This is a genomic window from Paracidovorax cattleyae, from assembly GCF_900104515.1.
Classification (GTDB): domain Bacteria; phylum Pseudomonadota; class Gammaproteobacteria; order Burkholderiales; family Burkholderiaceae_C; genus Paracidovorax; species Paracidovorax cattleyae.
The window spans coordinates 13,897-33,281 of the sequence record NZ_FNJL01000018.1 but is presented as its reverse complement, the minus strand read 5'-3'; the positions used below and the strand labels follow the sequence as shown (position 1 = coordinate 33,281).

General features: G+C 64.9%; 5 protein-coding genes. All 5 read left to right on the top strand.

Annotated elements, in window-relative coordinates:
• Nucleotides 1–28 precede the first annotated feature (28 nt).
• Nucleotides 29–8,737: a Tc toxin subunit A-related protein gene (locus BLR05_RS15420; RefSeq protein WP_092835729.1), complete on the top strand. Its 8,709-nt coding sequence runs from the start codon at nucleotides 29–31 to the stop codon at nucleotides 8,735–8,737.
• Nucleotides 8,738–8,776: 39 nt separating this feature from the next.
• Nucleotides 8,777–10,486, top strand: a complete 1,710-nt coding sequence (locus BLR05_RS15415) for a hypothetical protein (protein WP_092835727.1) — start codon at nucleotides 8,777–8,779, stop codon at nucleotides 10,484–10,486.
• 10 nt (nucleotides 10,487–10,496) lie between these two features.
• Nucleotides 10,497–11,126, top strand: a complete 630-nt coding sequence (locus BLR05_RS15410; protein WP_092835725.1) for a hypothetical protein — start codon at nucleotides 10,497–10,499, stop codon at nucleotides 11,124–11,126.
• Nucleotides 11,127–11,219: 93 nt separating this feature from the next.
• Nucleotides 11,220–12,023, top strand: a complete 804-nt coding sequence (locus tag BLR05_RS15405) for a hypothetical protein (protein WP_092835723.1) — start codon at nucleotides 11,220–11,222, stop codon at nucleotides 12,021–12,023.
• 15 nt (nucleotides 12,024–12,038) lie between these two features.
• Entirely contained in the window at nucleotides 12,039–19,271 is a 7,233-nt protein-coding gene (locus BLR05_RS15400; protein ID WP_167361274.1) for a SpvB/TcaC N-terminal domain-containing protein, read from the top strand.
• Nucleotides 19,272–19,385 lie beyond the last annotated feature (114 nt).

Here is a 19,385-nt window from a genome sequence, read left to right as displayed (position 1 = left end):
CTCGTCGAAATCCCATCGACTGCATTGAATGGGCACGACGCCGCTAGCGGGCGATGCCTGCGCCGACTTGACAGAGGGTCCGAAGCGCATTTTGGGTAATGCGGTTCGACAAAAAAGGGAGGGAACGATGATTTCGGCAGAGTTTCGAAGCGTCAGCAATTTCCTGACAAAGCATCCCGAGTGCAGTATTCGGCGGCTTGATCTGCACGCAGAGCGGCGGCGTCTCGAAAAGATGCTGGAGGAAGCTTCGGCAGATTGCGACTGGAGCGACCTGACCCGCTACCAACGCATGGTGCGTCTACTCGACGACACGGTACCGATCCCCGCAGATGTTGAACTCGAGAGCCTGTCGGCGTTGAGCAACGCGCACTTCAGCTCCGCACACGAAATCGCGGCCGTTCCCGTGGCCAGTTTCATCGAACGCCTGAGGCAATCGCTCCCCGGCGGCGCGACACAGGCGCGAACGATTCACCAGCGCGCGTGCCAAATTCGGAACCTGAGCACCCACATCGCACTCTCCGTGCGCGCGCTGGTGGCCTCGCCCCATGCCCGAGCGCAGCCCAGCCACAACGCGGCAGCGGTCATCGCGTACATCGAGCAGATTCCGAGTTACCGCCAGATGTTCGGCACGCTCGACTTCTGTAACTGCACCGAATGCCAGAGCATCTTCGGGCCGGCCGCCTATCTGGTGGATCTGCTGCGTATCGTCGACACCTACCTGGAGCCTGCGAACACGATCGACGAGGCATGGAAGCTGCAGACGCGCCGCCCGGACCTCTTCACCACGCCGTTGGACTGCGCCTCGACCCAGACGCCGGTTCCCTACCTGAGCCTGGTCAACGGCATCCTCGGCGAGCAGATCGCGGCGCGCACTGGCCTGCCCGCCTACCAGGCCGTCTTGAACGCGCCCTACCCATTCAACCTGCCTTTCAGCCTGCCGCAGGCGCAGTTACGCGAGTACTTGTCGCACCTGTCGACCACTTTGGCCGCAGTGTATGCCGCCTTCGTGGTGCCGGCGCCCGCCAACTCGCCGGTCACGCCCGAGGCGGCGGCGCGGGAAGCGCTGCGGATGTCGATCGAGCAGTTCGCGATCATCACCACCGCGCTCAGCACCGCCGAGACCATCCTGCCCTACTACGGCGGCGCCACCCTGGCAGATCTGCAGGTGGTCGCGGTGTTCCTCGAACGCACGGGCCTGACGCGCGACCAGTTGGTCGCTCTGTTGACGCAGAACCTGAGCAGCGCCGAGTTCGCCGCTGGCGCAGCGGACGGCTTCTTCATCAACGCGACGGGCGAAGACCTGCCCGCGATGAAGCTCGAGTACCGCACGGTCGGCACCGACTTGGTGGAGCACATCGCCGATCTCTCTGTCCTGCGGCTGGACCGGCTCAACCGCTTCATCCGCCTGCACCAGCACGTGGGAGCGCAAAGCTCGGCTGTCAGCGCGAACACGCACGGATCGCTCGATTTCGCAACCCTGCAGTGGGCACTGACGACCTCAAACAGCACGCCGATCGACTCGGCAACGATCGTGAGCGTCTCGGGCCTGGTGCAACTGAGCATCGCAGTATCCACCGCAGCGCTCGACCTCACGGCCCTGTGGCACGACCTCAAGACCGACGGCCGCGGTAACGGCGCACAGCCGGCGGATCCTTTCGACCGCGTATTCAATGCGCCCTCGCTGCTCGATGGGCGCAATCCGTACACGTCGCCCGTGGCGATCCCCTTCGATCCGGCGCGCCCATTGGACTGGAACATCGAAGGGCTCGGCGCCGTCGACAACGAGATCCGCGCACGGCTGAGCGCCGCGCTTCAACTGTCGAATGACGACCTCGACACCATGGCGCGCTACCTACTGGCCCTCCAGGGCCTCACCGGAAGCACGCTCAAGACCGACCTGCCCACGCTGTCCTGGCTCTATCGGCTCGCGCGCACGGCGAGGCTGCTCAAGCTCGGAGTGCAGGGCCTGCTGCGGCTGGTGGGGCTGCTGTTCTATCCCGCTGCCTCTTGGCGGCAGCCGCCGAGGGCGGCCTGGAACGCCACTCAGTCCGAGATCGGCCGACTGTTCGATGCGGCGCACTGGCTCAAGGACAGCAGCTTCGACGTCTACCAGTTGCAGTATGTGATCACCGGCGAGCTGAGCCCGCAGGTCTCGCCTGGCTACCGAGTGGCCGACCTCGGCACGCTGCTCGACCGTCTGGTCGCGGCCAGTATCGACACACGCGTGGTGGTCGACGAATTGGTGTTTGGCGACATCGGCCCCGAGAGCGCGGAGGCGCTGCGCAAATCTTTGATCGAGTCGGGCTTCATCGATGCGCTTGGGCTGGTGCTCGCCGTGCCCAGGAGCTTCGCCGAGCTGTCGCCGATGCTGCCGCTGGCGGAGGCGAGCTTCTGGCAGCCCGGCGGCATGCTGACGCAGGCTGAGTCCCAGACGGCGTTCAAAGAACTCGTCGCCGAGCAGTTGATCGTCGCGCCCGCTGGCGCCGCCAGGGGCGCGCTGAGCGCGAGCTACACCAGCGCCACCCCGCTCGACTTCCTTTTCGTGGCAGACCCGCAGGCGCCGGCCAAGCGCGACCAGGTACGCAATGTGCTCACGGCGCGCAAATCGGACATCGACCAGTTGGTCGCCGTGATCTCCGCGGCCGCGAGCGCGCAGCAGGTGGTCGCGGTAACGGGGCTGGGCGAGCTCTTCAACACGGGCACCGAACGCATCGCGCTGCTCACGCCGCTGGCAGGCGCCATCGCCGCGCTGCCGAACTGGTGCGCGGCACTCCTTACGCCGCGGCCGGCGAACACGGTGCCAACGGAGATCCAGCGCTTCATCGAGTCGATCGCACGCAATCTGCGCCTGATCGACCTGCTGCCGCTCGACCTCACACAAACGGACGCCCTGCTGCGCTCTCCCGCCAGCTTTAACATCGCAAATCTGCAGGCGCCCAGCGTGGCCGACATGCGCTCGCTCCGCGCCTTCGTCGCACTCGAAGCCAGCCTGCAGGACCGCAACAATGAGCTGGTTCGCTGCTACTTCCAAATCCTCCCCGACAGTGGCTGCCAGGGCACGCCGGTCGAGATCCTGGCGCGCTTGACGGGCTGGCCCGAAGCGCAGATCGACCAGCTGATCGCACTGTTTTGGCCCGACAATGTGCTGACACCGCCACCTTGGCAGACGGTCGAGGGCCTGGTTCTGCTGCAGCGCGTGTTCTCGCTGTGCGCCGATTTGGGGGTCGACTCGCAGGCGTTGCTACAGCTCGCGCGGCTGTCCACCCTGCCGCTGCTCGACGGCAACGGCCCGATAGCCGCCAACTGGGCCACTTGGAACGAGCGCGCTCAGGCAACACTCGGCGCCGTCGCCGGTCGCTACGGCGACAGCTACGAATTGGTCTACGAGAAGATCGAGACTGCGATGCTCGCGGCCCAGCGCGACGCCCTGCTGGGCTACAGCGTGTGGCTGCTTGAGCGCGATGGCCTGCCGGTGCACGACGCCACCGACCTTTTCGACTACTTCCTGATTGACGTCGAGATGGGCGGCATCGATCGCACCTCGTGGGGCGCACAGGCAATCCAGTCGGTCCAGCTCTATCTGCAGCGCGCGCGTCTTCAGCAAGAACCCGGCATCACGCAGATTCCAGTGCCAGACATCTGGTGGCGCTGGCTGTCCCAGTACCGCGTCTGGGAGGCCAACCGGCGGATCTTCGTGTATCCCGAGAACTACGCCGATCCCGAACTGTTGAGCAACAGTTCGCCGATCTTCCGGACGTTCTCCGAGGACCTGCGCCAAAACGAGATCGACGACAGCACCGTCGCCGCCGCCTACACACGCTACTTCGACCAGTTCACGGTAGCAACAAGCCTGGCGCAAGTATCCGCACTGCGCGAACGCAGCGCTGACCTCCATGACGGTCGGCCGCGCGACACGCTATTCCTGGTCGGGCGCTCGCTGACCGAACCCTACAGCTACCAATTGCGCACTTTCATTGACGGCCGCCGCTGGACGCCCTGGCAGCCGATCGACCTGAGCATTGCATCGAGCTCGGTGGCCGCAGCCTACGCGTTCGGCCGGCTGCTGGTGTTCTGGAGCGAGAGGGAGCGTACCAGCAGCTCGGCCGTCTCGAGCGGCAACGCCAACGCCCAAACCACCCTGAGAGCGACGCTGAAGTACTCGTTCCAGAACGCGGCAGGAGAATGGGTACAGCCGCAGGTGCTCTACGAGAACTATGTCATCGACGCCCAGCCTAACAACTACCCGCCGATGGCAAACACAGCGATCTCCTCGCTGTTTTCCGAAGAGCGGCCCGGCTGGCAAACGCCGCAGGTTCTGCGCATCGGTCGTGGCATTCCGGGCCAGGGGCGGATCACGATCGCCAAGGGCGCTCTCACCGTCATCGGCTACGAAACCAACTTCCCGCACGAGCTCCGCGTCGGCGACCGCATCTGGGTCGCGGGCCAGGAGCGCGAAGTGACCGAGATGCTGAGTGCTTCTGCCATCGTGAACGACGTCTGGACCATGTCGGCGGACCAGGCGGAGTTCAAGATCATCCCAGCAGAGCAGGCACGCAGCACTCTTCCAACCTTCCAGGGCAAAGGCAAGGTCAGCATCACGGCAGGCTTGCCGCTCGCCTCGGGCACCGGCACCGACTTTACGGCGCAGATCGAGGTAGGCGACCGCATCAGCGCGATGGGCGAAACGCGCACGGTGCTGCTGGTCGACGTCACAGCCTCCGCGCAGCAGTTGGTAGTTGACTTCCCCTGGACCTTCTCGAGCGCCGGCCTGGTCGACTACACGATCACGCCGATGACCGCGGGCATTGACCGCCTTCTTGTGCTGTACGGCAGTGCACTACCCACCGCCGAGCGCGTTCCCGATCCGCCGCAACCGACACCGGTGGCCAATCCGGGGCGCGACCCCTTCACCAGCGCGCTCAACGAGTTCAACCGCGATCTTTATCAAACCTTGGTGCTTGCGGACCGCATCGACGCCTTCGTCGCGCCGGGCACTGAGAGCCCCGTCGCCGGCACGGTGACTGCGGGCATCGCGATCCAGCTGACCGAAGATCTCATCCCCAACGTCGGCCGCGCGCTACTGCTGGACTACAGCTTCGGCGCGGACTACTCCAAGCTGCTCAACCTTCAGCCCTACGCGCCGCACCTGGACCGCAACAATAACATCCTCTCGATCGTCCCGAGCTACGACATTCTTTCGGACGCCACCTGGGGCAACATCGAACCCAAGGCGATGCGCTACGCGCCCGAACTCGAGCAGGCGCTGGCGACCGCGGCCAACAGCCTCCCGCTGCTGTACAACCTGCCCGACCGTGTCAGCACGTTCCACAACGTGGTCAATCAGACCGGCTGGCTGGTCTACGGCAATGGCACCGACGCCTATCTGGTCCAGAGTCAGGAGCCAGGCCTGATCGACACCACCACGCTGACCTTCGTACGCCCCTATCTCACCTCGGGCGTCTACCGCAACGAGCTGGCGATCAGCACCGGGCCGTACACCGCCAAGCCGATGCCTTTCGCCGAGCTCAAGTTCCGCTTCACGCGGATCTCGACCTCGGTGGCGAGCCGCCTGAACACCACGCTGCTGGCGCGCGGCCTGCCGGGCCTGCTGCGACTGGAAACGCAGTACCTCCCCGAGGCTCCGTTCAGCCGCTTCTACAGCGACGCCACCCACCAGCCCGCACCGGCCATCGACAGCACCCACCTGCCGCCCGAGCTCATGGACTTCGACGGCGCCTACGGTCAGTACTTCTGGGAGGTGTTCTTCTACGCACCGTTCCTGATTGCCTCGCGCCTGAACAACAACCAGCGCTTCGAGCAGGCCAAGCAGTGGTACGAGTACCTGTTCAACCCGACGCAGCCGATGGAGAACGGCGCGCCCGATCCGGGCGACCGCTTCTGGCGCTTTCGCCCGTTCCGGCCGCTGGTCGTGCAGTCGCTGATAGACAGCCTGAGCAACGTTGAGCAGATCGACATCTACAACGATGACCCATTCGACCCGGACTCGGTCGCGAGGCTGCGCCCAGGCTCCTACCCGAAGGCGATCTTCTCGCGCTACGTCGGCAACCTGCTCGACTGGGGAGACCGACTGTTCACGGTCGACACGCGCGAGTCCATCGGCGCCGCCACCAACATCTACCTGATGGTGACTGAATTGCTGGGACCGCGGCCGCGCTCGATGGGCGACTGCGAGCAACAAGCGCCGCGCAGCTATGCGCAAATACGCGCCGCCTACGACACCAGCGGTACCGCCCAGGGCGGGAACGCCGACACATTGATACTCGAAAACACCGCCTCGGACAAGAACAACTTCTACAACGGCCTGTTCCTCACGATCACCAGCGGCGAAGGCAATGGCCAGCGCCGCACCATCGTCGCCTACGCCGGCGCCACGCGCACCGCCACCGTCGACCTGCCATGGGACGCGCAGCCGGTCGCGGGCTCCGGATACCGCATCAGCTCGGTGCCCCAATTCCTGATCGACACCGAGAACACCGGCATCGACGCGTCCGCCCTTCCCTCGCTCCGTGAACTGCCCTACAACATGCTCGACAGCTACTTCTGCGTGCCCGACAACGCCGATCTGATCGGTCTGTGGGACCGCGTGGAAGATCGGCTGTACAAGATCCGCCACAGCATGAACATCAACGGCGTGGTGCGCATGCTGCCACTGTTCGCGCCGCCGCTCGACCCCAACGGACTGGTGCGCGCCGCGGCCGCCGACGGCTTGGGAGCCAGCTACGAATCGGGCATGGCCGAGCCGCCCGTGTCGCCTTACCGCTTCGAGTTTCTCATCTCGCAGGCGCAGAGCGTGACCGGCACCGTGATGCAGTTCGGCCAGTCGCTGCTGCTGGCACTGGAAAAACGCGATGCCGAAGCGCTCGCTCAACTGCAGAACACGCAGACCGACACGCTGCTGCAGCTCACGCGAGGTGCCAAGGTCAATGCGCTGGCCGAGGCGCGCCAGCAACTCGAGGCGTTGCGCGTCGGCCAGCAGTCGGCGCAGTGGCGCCAGAACTTCTATCAGGGACTGCTGGACACGGGCCTGTCGATCGGCGAACGGCAGAACCTCGACGCGATGGCTGCGGGTCTAGCGGTCAACATCCTCGCGACCGCCACGAAGACCGCTGCTTCGATCGCCTACACAATCCCCAACGTCGGCTCTCCGTTCGCGATGACCTACGGCGGCGTCCAGGTTGGCAACGCGCTCGACGCAGCCGCGAGTGTTCTGGAGATCGGGTCGCTGATCTCGAACTACATCGCGCAGCGCAGCCTCATGGTGGCCGGCTACGAGCGGCGCGAGCAGGACTGGACTTTGCAGCAGACCATCGCCGGGTTCGACGCCACGCAGTCCATGCACCTGATCGACGCGGCCGTGCTGCGCGTAGAAATGGCGCAACAGGAGTTGTTGTTACTCGACGCCCAGATCGCGCAGAACCAGACACTGGGCAAGCTGCTCAAGCAGAAGTTCACCAACCTGCAGCTCTACGAATGGATGTCACGCCAGCTCTCAGGCCTCTACCTGCAGCTTTTCCAGATCGCAGAAGATCTCGCACGGGCGGCACAGCGCGCCTACGAGTACCGGCTCGGAGCGGGCCGCAGCTTCATTCGCGGCAGCACCTGGGACAACCTCTACAAGGGCCTGCTCGCAGGCGAATCATTGCAGCTGCAGCTGGCGCAGCTGGAGCGGGCCTATCTCGACGACAACCGCCGCCGCTATGAGATCGTCAAGACCGTCTCGCTGTCGCAACTCGATCCAGTGCAACTGCTGGCGCTGCGCGAGACCGGCGAATGCGTGTTCGCGCTGAGCGAGCTGCTGTTCGACCAAGACTATCCAGGTCACTATCAACGCACCATCGCCAACGTCACGGTCTCGATCCCGGCGGTGCTCGGGCCTTACCAGAATCTCAAGGCCACGCTGACGCAGCTGAGCAATCAGGTGGTGATCGATTCGAACATCGAGGCCATCACCTTCCTGGCCACCGGCAAGGGCGCGGGCACTTTCCCACCGCGTGCGCTGCGCTCGGACTGGCGCGCGCTGCAGCAGGTCGCGCTGTCGCGCGGACTCGACGACTCCGGGCAGTTCTCGCTCGACCCGTCGGATCCACGCTTCCTGCCGTTCGAGGGTACCGGAGCAGTGTCTTCGTGGCGCCTCTCACTGCCGCCGCAAACCAACCGCTTCTACTTCGCGAGTATCAGCGACGTGGTGTTGCAGGTGCGCTACACCGCACTCGACGGCGGTGAGAGCCTTCGCCGGAAGGTGGTCGCGATCCCGGAAATGAGCATCTACCACGGCGCCAGCCTGCTGCTGCTGCGCCAGATGTATCCGCAGCCCTGGCACGTCTTCATGACGGATCACGCTAGCGTCGCCGCGCAGACGATCCGGTTCCCGCTCGCGGCGGGCACGGTGCCTGCGCACGTCAGCGGCGCCGAGGCCACCGGCTTCTCCTTGCAACTGCAGCTGACCGCTGGCGTTACGGTGCCGGTCGGCAGCAACTTCCTGCAGCTGAAGCTGACGCCCACCGACAGCGTCGCCATCACCTTCGGCGCGAACGCCACGGCGCTGGTCACGCTGAGCTCTCCTGTGGACATGAGGGCGCTCCTTGCGCAACCGCTGGAACTGACCTTCGATCTCGCGGCGACACCGGCGGCGCTGCTGCAGGACGGCTTTCTCGATCCCGAAAAGCTGGAAGGGATCGGTCTGATCCTGGATTTCAGCGCAACCATCGACTGGTAGCCCCGGTCGCCATCGTCAACCACGTCAAGGAGCCGCGTCATGCCGGATTATTTGCCAGGATGTGTAGAGAAGGTCAAGGCCAAAAATGGCAAGCTGTGCAGTTGGGACAACGTCTGCAAGATCGTCCAGGACAACACCGACGTCTATTGCAAAAACCGCCTGGACCATGACGGAACCCCGTTCGACGAGCCGGTCCCGAACGTCGAAAATGGCAAACCCTGCTTTTGCTGTTGCTCTTGCTTCGCGCAGCACACACCGATTGAGGTCAGCCCGGGCGAGTTCGTCGCCGTACGCGACATCGAGACACGCGACTTCGTGCTCTCCGGATTCGAGCAGAATGGCCAGATGCAATGGCAGCCCAGCGAGATCGTGCTGAGCAACGGCATCGGCCCGAAGCTGGAGTTCGACTACATGTACTACGTGCAGTACATGTCGGGTGAATTCAACCAGCAGATGATCGTCACCGTCGACCACCTGTTCTTGCTCGAGAACGGCAAGGTCAAACCCGTGCAGTACCTGAACCCGCAGGACCGTCTGCGCCGGCCCGACGGCACGGTCGCCGAGGTGCTGTTCGTGCTTTCCGCCAAGTACGTCGGCGGCGTGCACCATGTGTCCTTCGCGGGCTTTGACAACACGACGCTCAACGGTCATCTGCTCAGCGCCAACGGCGTGATCACCTCCGACTACTCGGTGCAGCTGGCCTACAGCGCCGGCCAGCTCAATCCCGCCCTGCTCGACCGACCGGCAGCACCACCGCTGCGCGTGGGCACGGCCGAATATGCCGCGCAGTTCGAAAACCCCGCGCAGCGTGCCTTTCTGGCTGACCCCGAGCGCTGGCCCGCGGGGCTGGAGCCGCTCCCGCGCCCGCTGATCAACGTGCCGGCCACGGCACGCGCCTTCTTCACCGAAGCCCAGGCCAGGCAGTTGCAGGCCGCTGCGCCTTCCTATCCCGCTAACTCGTCGATCAACATGGCGACGCTGCGCTGGCTCATGAACACGATCTACGGCAGCTACCGGCCGAAGACGACGTTCCTGCTCGACTGGGAGAACCCGTTGCCCAACATCTACGGCTGGCAGGGCGACGGCACGACCTATGTGCTGGTCACCGGCGGCCTCGCACTGATCGAGGGCCTGCAGTACGAAGGTCTGGCGCTCATGATGGCGCACGGTATCGCCGCGGGTTCCGGGCTGATGTGCGTGGGGCCGGCGGACTACGACGCGGTGTTTAGCGTGCTGCGCATGAACTGGTCGAACGCGCTGTTCTTCGATGTCTTCGCCGCCGGCCTGGACCAGGTGACGACGCTGTTCTCCCACATCCAGGACAGCGAGGCGAACCCCGACAACATCTGCAATCAGCCCTCGCTGCAATGTCGCCTGGACACCTACAACGCGGCCTTGTCCATGATGCCGCTGCCAGCCTGTGCGACACCTGTTTCGGCCTTCTCGCTCGAAGGGGCCAAGGCGGGGCGCGCGTTGGACGGCGTGGTCGCAAGCTTCAGTCTCTCGGTCGACGTGTCCAGCGCCGAGAGCACCGACAACTACACGATCTCACCGGAAGATCCGACGCATGTGCCCGTGACGGTGGACAGCGCCATCGTCCGGGGCAAGGGCGGGGGTCGCACGGTGCGCCTGCTCACGACCGGCCTGCAGCCAGGGCAGAACTACGAGTTGAGCGTTGACGGGGTGCAGTCCAAGGACGGTGCCTCGCTCAACCCACAGAAGCGCACCGCCGTGTTCACCACGCCTTGAGGACGACACCATGCAGAACCAGACACCCCAGGCCCTGCTTGAAAATCTCACCACCGCCGGCTCGATGCCGCAAGTTCGCCAGCGCTTCGCCGAGTTCCTCGGGCTGGACGATCCTCTGCCCGATCCCGTGATCCACCGCGCGCTGTCGGATCGGCCCTTCCTTCACAACCTGATCGTGTCGCGCGGCTCGCCGCAGTTTTTGCAGATCCTGATTTCGGATCCAAAGAACGCCGCGTTTCCACGGCCGCCCGAGGGCCTGCTGGGAATCGAGGAACCTGCCGATCCCGACGTCCAGGATCCAGCCGAGGCAAAAGCGCTGCCCGGCAGTCTGCGGCTCGCGGCGCGCGCCGCAGGCGCACTCGCTCGCTGGGGCGCGGCAGGCATCGTGCGGGTCGAGCCCGAGGTCTTCGAACAACGCTGGTCGAGCTGCCAGGCCTGCCCACACCTGATCGAGCCGCCCGAGCGCGTGGTCTACAAGATTACGAGCAGCCTCGCCGCGCGCCAGCAGGCCGACGCACGAGTATGCGCGGCCTGCGGCTGCGTGGCGCAACGCAAGGCCCGGCTGCCGACCGAGCGCTGCCCGCGCGCCGATCCGGCGCAACCCAACTTCAATCGCTGGGGACAGGCGCTGGCGAACTGAGCCTGGAACGGCGACACAGGCCAGGGGGAGGCGTGCTCCCCGCTGACTAAACCGGCAGTCCTCGTTGATCACTCGCAAGGAGCCTAGTTATTTATGCACGAGTACGCGTCGATCTGCGTGGAGCAGGTCAAAGCTATGCGCGGTCAGCTATGCAACTGGAAGAGTACCTGCTGGCCAAACCAGCATGGCATCAGCACCTACTGCCAGGAGGTCGGATTCGACCATCCGGTAGCGCTGATCGAGGACGGCAAACTCTGCTACTGCTGCTGCGCCTGCTTCGGGCAGGACACGCCGATCGAGGTCAGTCCGAACAACTTCGTACCGGTGCGCGACATCGCGCAGAACGACCTGGTGTTGTCGGGCTTCCAGAAGGAGGGCGGCATCGAGTGGCAGCAGCGGGACATCGCGCTGAGCAGCGGTTTCAACGCGCAGATCGGGTTCGACATCATGTACTACGTTCACTACCTGCTGGACACTGACAGCCAGGGGGTCTTCGTGACCCGCGACCACCTGTTCCTGCTTCCGAGCGGAAAGGTCAAGCCGGTGCAGTACCTGACGCCGAGGGATCGCCTCGCAAGGCCCCATGGTGCCCCAGTCGAGGTAGTGCTGGTGGTGCTCGCGAAATACCAGGGCGGCGTGCACCACTTGGCATTCGGCGGCTTCGACAACACCACGCTCGACGGTCACCTACTGAGCGCCCACGGCGTGGTCAGCGCTGATTTCGCGGTGCAACTGGCCTTCAGCTGCAACCAGCTCAATCCGGCGCTGCTGGAAAGCAGTGCCGAGGAGCCCCTGCAGGTCGGCACCCGCGAATATCTCGCGCGCTATGACAGTCCAGAGCGGCGCGCATTCTTGGGTGATTCGAGGCAATGGCCGCCAGGGCTTGTGCCGCAATAGAGACCGATGACACCAATGAGCAACCACGCCTCTTTCAGCAACGCCAAAAGCGGGGACACCGCCGCCGCTGCGCCCCCGCTGTTCGGCAGCGTACCAACCCTGCAGGCCGGTGGCTTCACCGGCAGCGTCGAACTGAGTTTCGCGCTGGATCTGCCACAGGCGCGCGGCCTGGCACCACAACTCGCACTGGTCTACGCCTCGCGCGCCGGCAACGGCCCCTTCGGCCTGGGCTTTGGACTCGGCCTGCCCGGGTTCTCGGTTCGCACCTCCGTGGGTGTGCCCGAGTACCTAGGCGACGATCCGCTCGAATTCGCAAGCGCAGGTCCGCTTGTTCGGCGCACCACCACGGGCCCGGGCGACGACGAGGGTGTGGTTTATCTGCCCCAGTTCGAGAGCGACTTCACGCTAATGATCCAGCGTCCGAATGCCGACGGCACCAGCTCGTGGAAGACGGTGGACCGCGAGAACCGCGTCTCGATCTACGGCACCGGAACGGCTTCGCGCATCGCCGATCCGCGCGACGCCACGCGTACCACCGAGTGGCTGATCGAGGAAACCAGCGACAGCAAAGGCAACTGGGTGCGCTACCGCTACAAGAGCGACGACCAAGCCAACCTACCGAACGCGGTCTACGAATCCGACCGCGGTCCGCCAGCTCAGCGCTATATCGAGCGCATCAGTTGGGGCAACTACATCGACGACGACGGCACGGAACAAGCCGCGTTCGAACTGGTGTTTGACTACGGCGAATATGCCCTGGACACACTAGACCAGCCCGGCAGCAATCCCTACCAACCGGTACGCGCCTGGGCCACGCGGCCCGATGCCTGTTCGAGCTTTCGGCCGGGCTTCGAGTTGCGCACCCAACGACTCTGCCGCAACATCCTTCTGTTCCATCGATTCAAGGAACTCGGCGACCAGCCGGCGCTGACGCGATCGTGGGCGCTGGAGCACACGCCCAGCCCGGTCTTCACGACGCTGGCCGGGCTGCGCGAGACAGGCTGGCGCCGCCGATCCGATGACGGCACCTATGAACAGCTCTCGCAGCCCTCCGTCAAGCTCGACTACACGCGCTTCGACCCTCCGGCTGCGCCCACCTACCGAGTCCTGCAGGTGGACACTCTGGGCGCCCAGTTCCCGGGTACGGTTGGCTCGCCGGCCCTGCAAGCCATCGACCTGGACGGCGTCGGCCTGCCCGGGCTTTTGAACAGCGAAGGACCCACCCTTTACTACCACCGGCCGCTGGGCGATGGGCGCTACGCAGCGCCACTGCCGCTCGACGATCTCCCTGACCTGGGCATGCCGCAGGCGCCGTCACTCGAACTGGCCGATCTCAACGGTGACGGCCGCTACGCGCTGGTAGCGAGTACCGACACGCTGCACGGCTACTTTCAACGCGAGGACCACCGCTGGCTGCCATACCGCCCCTTCCCGAACCGCCCCACTGCGACGCCTGGCGTCGCGAGCATGGAGGTCGCGCTCAGCGGCACCGGCCGCAGCGACGCGCTGATGCTCGGGTCGGCCCGCGCCACCGTGTTCGAGGGCCGCGGTACCGAGGGCTGGGGCGAACCGCACGGCACGGCGCTGCCGGATGGCTTTCCGATCGCCAGCGAAGGCGGCGAGTCCGAGGTGCTGACCTTTGCCGATCCCTTCGGCGATGGCCTGTCTCACCGCGTGCGCATCCGCGACGGCAGCTTCGAGGTCTGGCCCTCTCTGGGCCACGGGCGCTTCGGCGAGCGCATCGTGCTGGCCAACGCGCCGCGCTTCGACAGCCGAACGCAAGCCACCCGAATCTTCCTGGCCAACCTCAGCGGCGGCGCGGGCGTCGACCTCGTGATCGCGCGCGACGACTGCATCGAGATCCACGTCAACGAATCCGGCAACGGCTTCTCCGCGCCACGACGCATCGCCCTGCCAGGCCAGCTCTCGGACACCGCGCAACTGAACTTCTCCGACATCCTGGGCGATGGCTCGGTCTGCATCGTATTTACGCAAATGCATCCGCAGACCGCGCACTTCTATTTTCCTCTGGACGGGCAGGCACCGGCCGGCATCACGGCCAACGCCACGCCGAGGCCCTGGATGCTGCTGCGCTGGGACACCCAACGCGGCACTGAGACCGTGTTGGGCTACGCCAGCTCCACACGCTACGCGCTGGCGGCGCAGCGCGCGGGCCAGGCCTGGCTCACGCAGATGCCATTTCCGGTCGAGGTGGTGGCCAACGTTTGCGTCACGGACCACATCAATCAGGTGCGCAGCTGGCAGGAGTTCGACTACGCCAACGGATACTACGACCCCGTTTGGCGCGAGTTCCGCGGCTTCGGGCACGTCACGCGGCTGGACCGAGAGGAATCCCTTGCGGGCTTCCCGAGCCTGGCTAGCACGTCGCAGGCACTCACGCGCAGTTGGTACTTGGCGGGAGATCCCCGTCAGGACCAGGCGCTGTTGGAGCAGGCGCGCTCGCAGTATTTCCCCGATCCGCATGGCTTCGTGCTCGAGCCGGTGATGCTCCAGCCAGATATCTCCAAGGCGGGCGCGGACACGGTCGACCAAGCCTGGCGAGCGATGGCCGGCCATCTGATACACGAGGAGCTCTATGCGAACGGCGGCAGCCAGGCAGTGCCACTGACCGTGAGCAGCAACGCCTGGTCGGCGCGACTCGAGCAATCGGCGGACGCCGACCGCCCGGCCAGCATTTACGTGCATCCGCACGAGTCATTGAATCTGAGTTACGACGAGGTCGCCGACGATCCCTCGACCCAGCACCATTTCGTACTCGAGGTGAACGCCTATGGCGACATCGTGCGCAGCAGCAGCATCAACTACCCGCGCCGCGCCACGCTCGACCCCGACCGCATCGTCTATCCGGAGCAGACCGTGGTGCGCGGCATCGTCGAGCTCAGTGACCTCAGCACCGTGACCATGCCGTTCCGCTTGCTCGGCGCCGAGTTCGAGATCCAGGGGTTGCAGCTGGGCGGACTGACGCTTCCTCCGGCTGGACACTTCGACTGGGCCGGGATGCGGGCACTGGTCGAGTCGGCGTTGCTGCAGCGCATCGCCTATGGCGAGCCCTTCGATCCGGCCAGGCAGCAGACGCGGCCCTACAGTTGGCGCCGCACCTACTACTGGAACGACGCGCAGGATGCAGCCTTGCCATTGGGCGAGATCTCCGCCCGCGCGCTCGCGCACCATCGCGAGGATGCAGCGTTCTCGGACTACTGGCTGACCGAGGTTTTCGGCACAAAGGTCGATGCGCCCCTGCTGCGCGACGAGGGCGGCTATGTGGCCGCCACGACCGGCTATTGGTGGAACCCGGGCCTCGTCACCGACTATGCGCTGCCGGCCAAACCCGAGTCCTTCTTCATGCCATGGCGAACGCGTTATGAGGCGCCGGCTGGCAGTCAGCCAGTGGACGGTCTGCTGTCGGAGACGGTGTTTGGTCACGACAAGCCGTACCACCTGTTCATCATCGGCAAGCGCGAACGCATCGCCGACACCGTCTGGCTCGACAGCTGGGTGCAACCCAACTATCAGAGCCTGTTGCCAGCGCTGGCCATCGATGCCAACGGCAATCACCAACAGTATCTATACGACCCGCTCGCACGCGTGCTCGCCACCTCGATCTTCAAGCCTGCCGATGCGAGCGGGCCACGCGTGGGTGACGGCAACCTCGACGATCCCGCCGACTTCCAGCGGCGCCCGGGCGCCACCTTCGCAGACGTGCTGGAGCACAAGGCCTACTACCTGCAACAGTCCACCTCCTTTTGCATGTACCACGGCAGGGCCTATGCCGAGCATGGGCAGCCTTGCTCACGTATCACGCTCACGCGCCAGACACATGTCAGTGACCTGGGCAGCGACCCGAACAATGGAAAGAGCACGCTGATCCTCGCCCAGGTCGATTACGAGGATGCGCAGGAAGGGTCGGTGCAATCACGGCGCGAAGCCGACCATGACCCAATCACGGGCTTGCCGCTCTGGCTGGTCGAGGGCAGCAAGCGATTCAATGCCTCCAGCCTCGAAGTCGAGCAGTTTTACGCCTGGCTTTCGGACAGCCCGCTCTACACGCCCGGCGATACAGCGATAGGCGGCTCACCGGTGCCGCCCACACGCCATGCCTACGACCCGCTGCAGCGCCTGTTGCGCAGCGATGATCCCAAAGGCTTCTTCTCGCGCTCTCGCTATACCCCGTGGGAGACGCTGAGTTACGACCGTGACGACACGGTGCGCGACTCGGTCTACTACCAGGCCTTCATGCGCGACTATCCCGGCGACCCCACCACCGCGCAGCGCGACGAATGGGAGGCGTTGACGCAGGCGGCGGACTTCTACAACACGCCGCGCACCGACGTATTCGACAACGCGGGCTCGCAGATCCGCGTGCTGCAGAACAACCTGGGCAACGTGCCGCCCGATGCCTTCGAGGCGATCGTCCAGGGCAGCGGCGTGACCTCCCAGGCGCTGTGGAACGAACTGCACCGTCAAGGCTATCTGGTCACGCGCAATGACTCGCCCACCGGCACATGGATCACCGGCAGGTTCCGTCCGTACTTTCCGGGCTTCATGTTGCATCTTGGACCAGAGTTCGCGCCATTCGCGGCAGCTGTGACGGCGCAGCTCAAGCCCAATGGTCTGACCACGTTCCTGCGCACCGATGCTCAGCAGCGGCGCCTGCTCGCGATCGATCCGCGCCTGTACTACGACAACGTCACCAACGGCACAGATCATGCGAACTTCCGCTACATGTACGCGATGCAAAGTTCCACGCCTGCGCGCTCGATCAGCGTGGATGCAGGCACGCGCTGGACGCTGGAGAACATCTTCGGTAGCCCAATGCGACGCTGGGATGCGCTGCGCGCCACCCTAGAGTCGTACGACCGGCTGCAGCGTGTGCTTCGCGTGGACATCGATGACGGCACCTCTGCGCGCTTACGCACTGAGCAAATCACCTGGGGAGAAACCGCCGCCAACGCCGCACGCCACAACCTCTGCGGCCGGATCCACGAATACCGCGATGAGACTGGCCTGCTCGTACACACCGACTATTCGCTTCAGGGACAACTGACCGCGGGTTCCAAACAACTGCCGTTGGACTATCGCGTGACACCGAACTGGAACCAGCCGGTCGAACTCGAAGCCACCGTCTACCGGATCGAATCACGTTTCGACGTGCAGAAGCGAACGATCGCGCAAGTTTTCCCCAATGGCAGTGCGACGCGCCTGCGCTACGACCTCACCGGGCGCATGCGGCAGTCTCAACTGCGCGGCAGCGACGGCGCTTGGCTCGAGGTCACAACCGACATCGTCTGGAACCCTTCCAGCCAGATCGAGCGCATCGCATTCGGTGGTGGTATCGATCAGGAGCGCGGCTACGAGGCCACCACGCGGCGGCTGTTGACATGGACCAGCAGTGCACCGCCGCCGCAAGGCAGCGGCAACCGGCGAGGGCTGCAGAACATCGGCTACGTCTACGACCCGGTCGGCAACCTCACGCTGGTGCGCGACCGCTGCGCCAGCTTGCTGTTCTGCTACCCGCAGCCCGAGGCCGTGAAACGCTACCGTTACGATGCGATCTACGAGCTCTGCGGCTCAACGGGCATCGAACACCCCGGAATCACCGCGAACACGCACGTGGCTGGCTTCAAGCAGTCGATCTTTGCACCGCTGTGCCCGGCCAATCCCGAGCAACAGGTCAGGCTGCGCGGCTACGAGGAACGCTACGTCTATGACGACGCGCGCAACCTGATATCGCTCACGCACCTCGTGTCCAGCAACGGCGGCACCGACTTCGAGCGGCGGCAGCCAGTGCAGCCCGACAGCAACCGGCTGGCAGGCCAGAGCTACGACTGCAACGGCAATCCGCTGCAGCTCCTGCTTGGCACCGAGGTGTCGTTGGGCTGGAACGCGCGCAACCTGATGGCGCAGGCCGGCCCTTACGACAAGACCGCACCGGGCACACGCCGCGAGTGGTACAGCTACGACCACACGGGCAACCGCGTGCGCCGCGTGATCGAAGAGCACGACGCCGAGGGCACAATGGTGCGAGTGCTCCAGCAGATCTTCCTGGGCCCTGGCTTTCAGGTCGACCTGATGCAAGACGTGGCAAGTGGCGGTGCACTCACCTTGCGCTCCACCCGCACGCGCCTGGCCAGCGCACAGCAAATGCTCGCGATACTCGATGAGCGCATCGACGGCGCGACGACGACCTCGCAGCTGCGCCTGCAACTGGCCGCAGCGCAGAACTCGATCAGCGTCGAGGCCGATCCCGGGGGCACCCCGCTGAGCTACGAAGCCTACTACCCTTTTGGCGGCACTTCGGTCGTCGCGGGCCCCGATGAGGCCACTGTCGATCCCAAGCACATACGCTACAGCGGCAAAATCGCCGACGATGGGCTGGGCCTCTACGACTATGGCGCACGCTATTTCGCTCCTTGGCTGGGACGATGGCTTAATCCTGACCCTTCGGGGACCATCAACGGCCTGAACCTGTTCCAGTTCGTGAGGGACGATCCGACCACGCTTGCGGATAGCGACGGGCGCCAGATCATCGTGTGGCGTGTCCCTGGACGCAACGGCAACCTGCCCACGCTGCGCATCAGGATGACCGGTGTTTTGTTGAGCAACGTTCCCGGCGGGACCTTCACGCCGTTGCAGGTACGCAGGTTCGCGCGCCGCCTCGAACGGCAGATAGCACGCAGCTATAGCCGCAACGGGACCATGGCGGGTGACACGGTACGCGTCGTAACGTCGGCGAGAATTCGCGCCTCCAACCACATTTATCCCAACGACCATGTTTTCCGGCTGGTGCCTTTGGGTCGACTTCCGAGTTTTCAGCAGGGAGTCGGGCCTCGCTACATGCCTGGGCAATACCGACCAGGGGGGGTCGCCGGCTACGCACCTGGTCGCAATATTGCCGGCGGCCTTCGAGAGAGGCAACGCGTAATCTTCATCCGCCAGAACATCGCGAACATCTTGCCCGCAGCGGCAGGCCCGCATGCGGGCACGGGCCGCAGCGCGGCCGGCGGCGCGTCGTTCGAACGCACGGGCGCGCACGAGTTCGGACACACGCTCGGCCTGAACCATCCGCCCATTGGAGGAGCACCTGGCAATCTGATGAATCAGACGAACCAACCCAATGCAGGCCTGCTTACCACCGAAGCGCAAGCACTCACCGTGGAGGCTGAATTCAATGCAGGCCGGCTCAATGGGCCAGATCAGGGCATCGATCCGCAGACACTGCCCTTCTGAGGGCTTGTCAAAGCGTTACGAGCGCACTTCAGTGCGCTGACATTCCCCTGGGATCCCAGAGATGAAGTTACTGATGGCGTACCGGAAGCCCTGAGGGCAATTTCCAACCTATCC

Bases quoted from the DNA above. Each gene is read 5' to 3' on its own strand.
- BLR05_RS15415 (WP_092835727.1), top strand. From the start codon at position 8,777: ATGCCGGATTATTTGCCAGGATGTGTAGAGAAGGTCAAGGCCAAAAAT.
- BLR05_RS15410 (WP_092835725.1), top strand. From the start codon at position 10,497: ATGCAGAACCAGACACCCCAGGCCCTGCTTGAAAATCTCACCACCGCC.
- BLR05_RS15405 (WP_092835723.1), top strand. From the start codon at position 11,220: ATGCACGAGTACGCGTCGATCTGCGTGGAGCAGGTCAAAGCTATGCGC.
- BLR05_RS15420 (WP_092835729.1), top strand. From the start codon at position 29: ATGGGCACGACGCCGCTAGCGGGCGATGCCTGCGCCGACTTGACAGAG.
- BLR05_RS15400 (WP_167361274.1), top strand. From the start codon at position 12,039: ATGAGCAACCACGCCTCTTTCAGCAACGCCAAAAGCGGGGACACCGCC.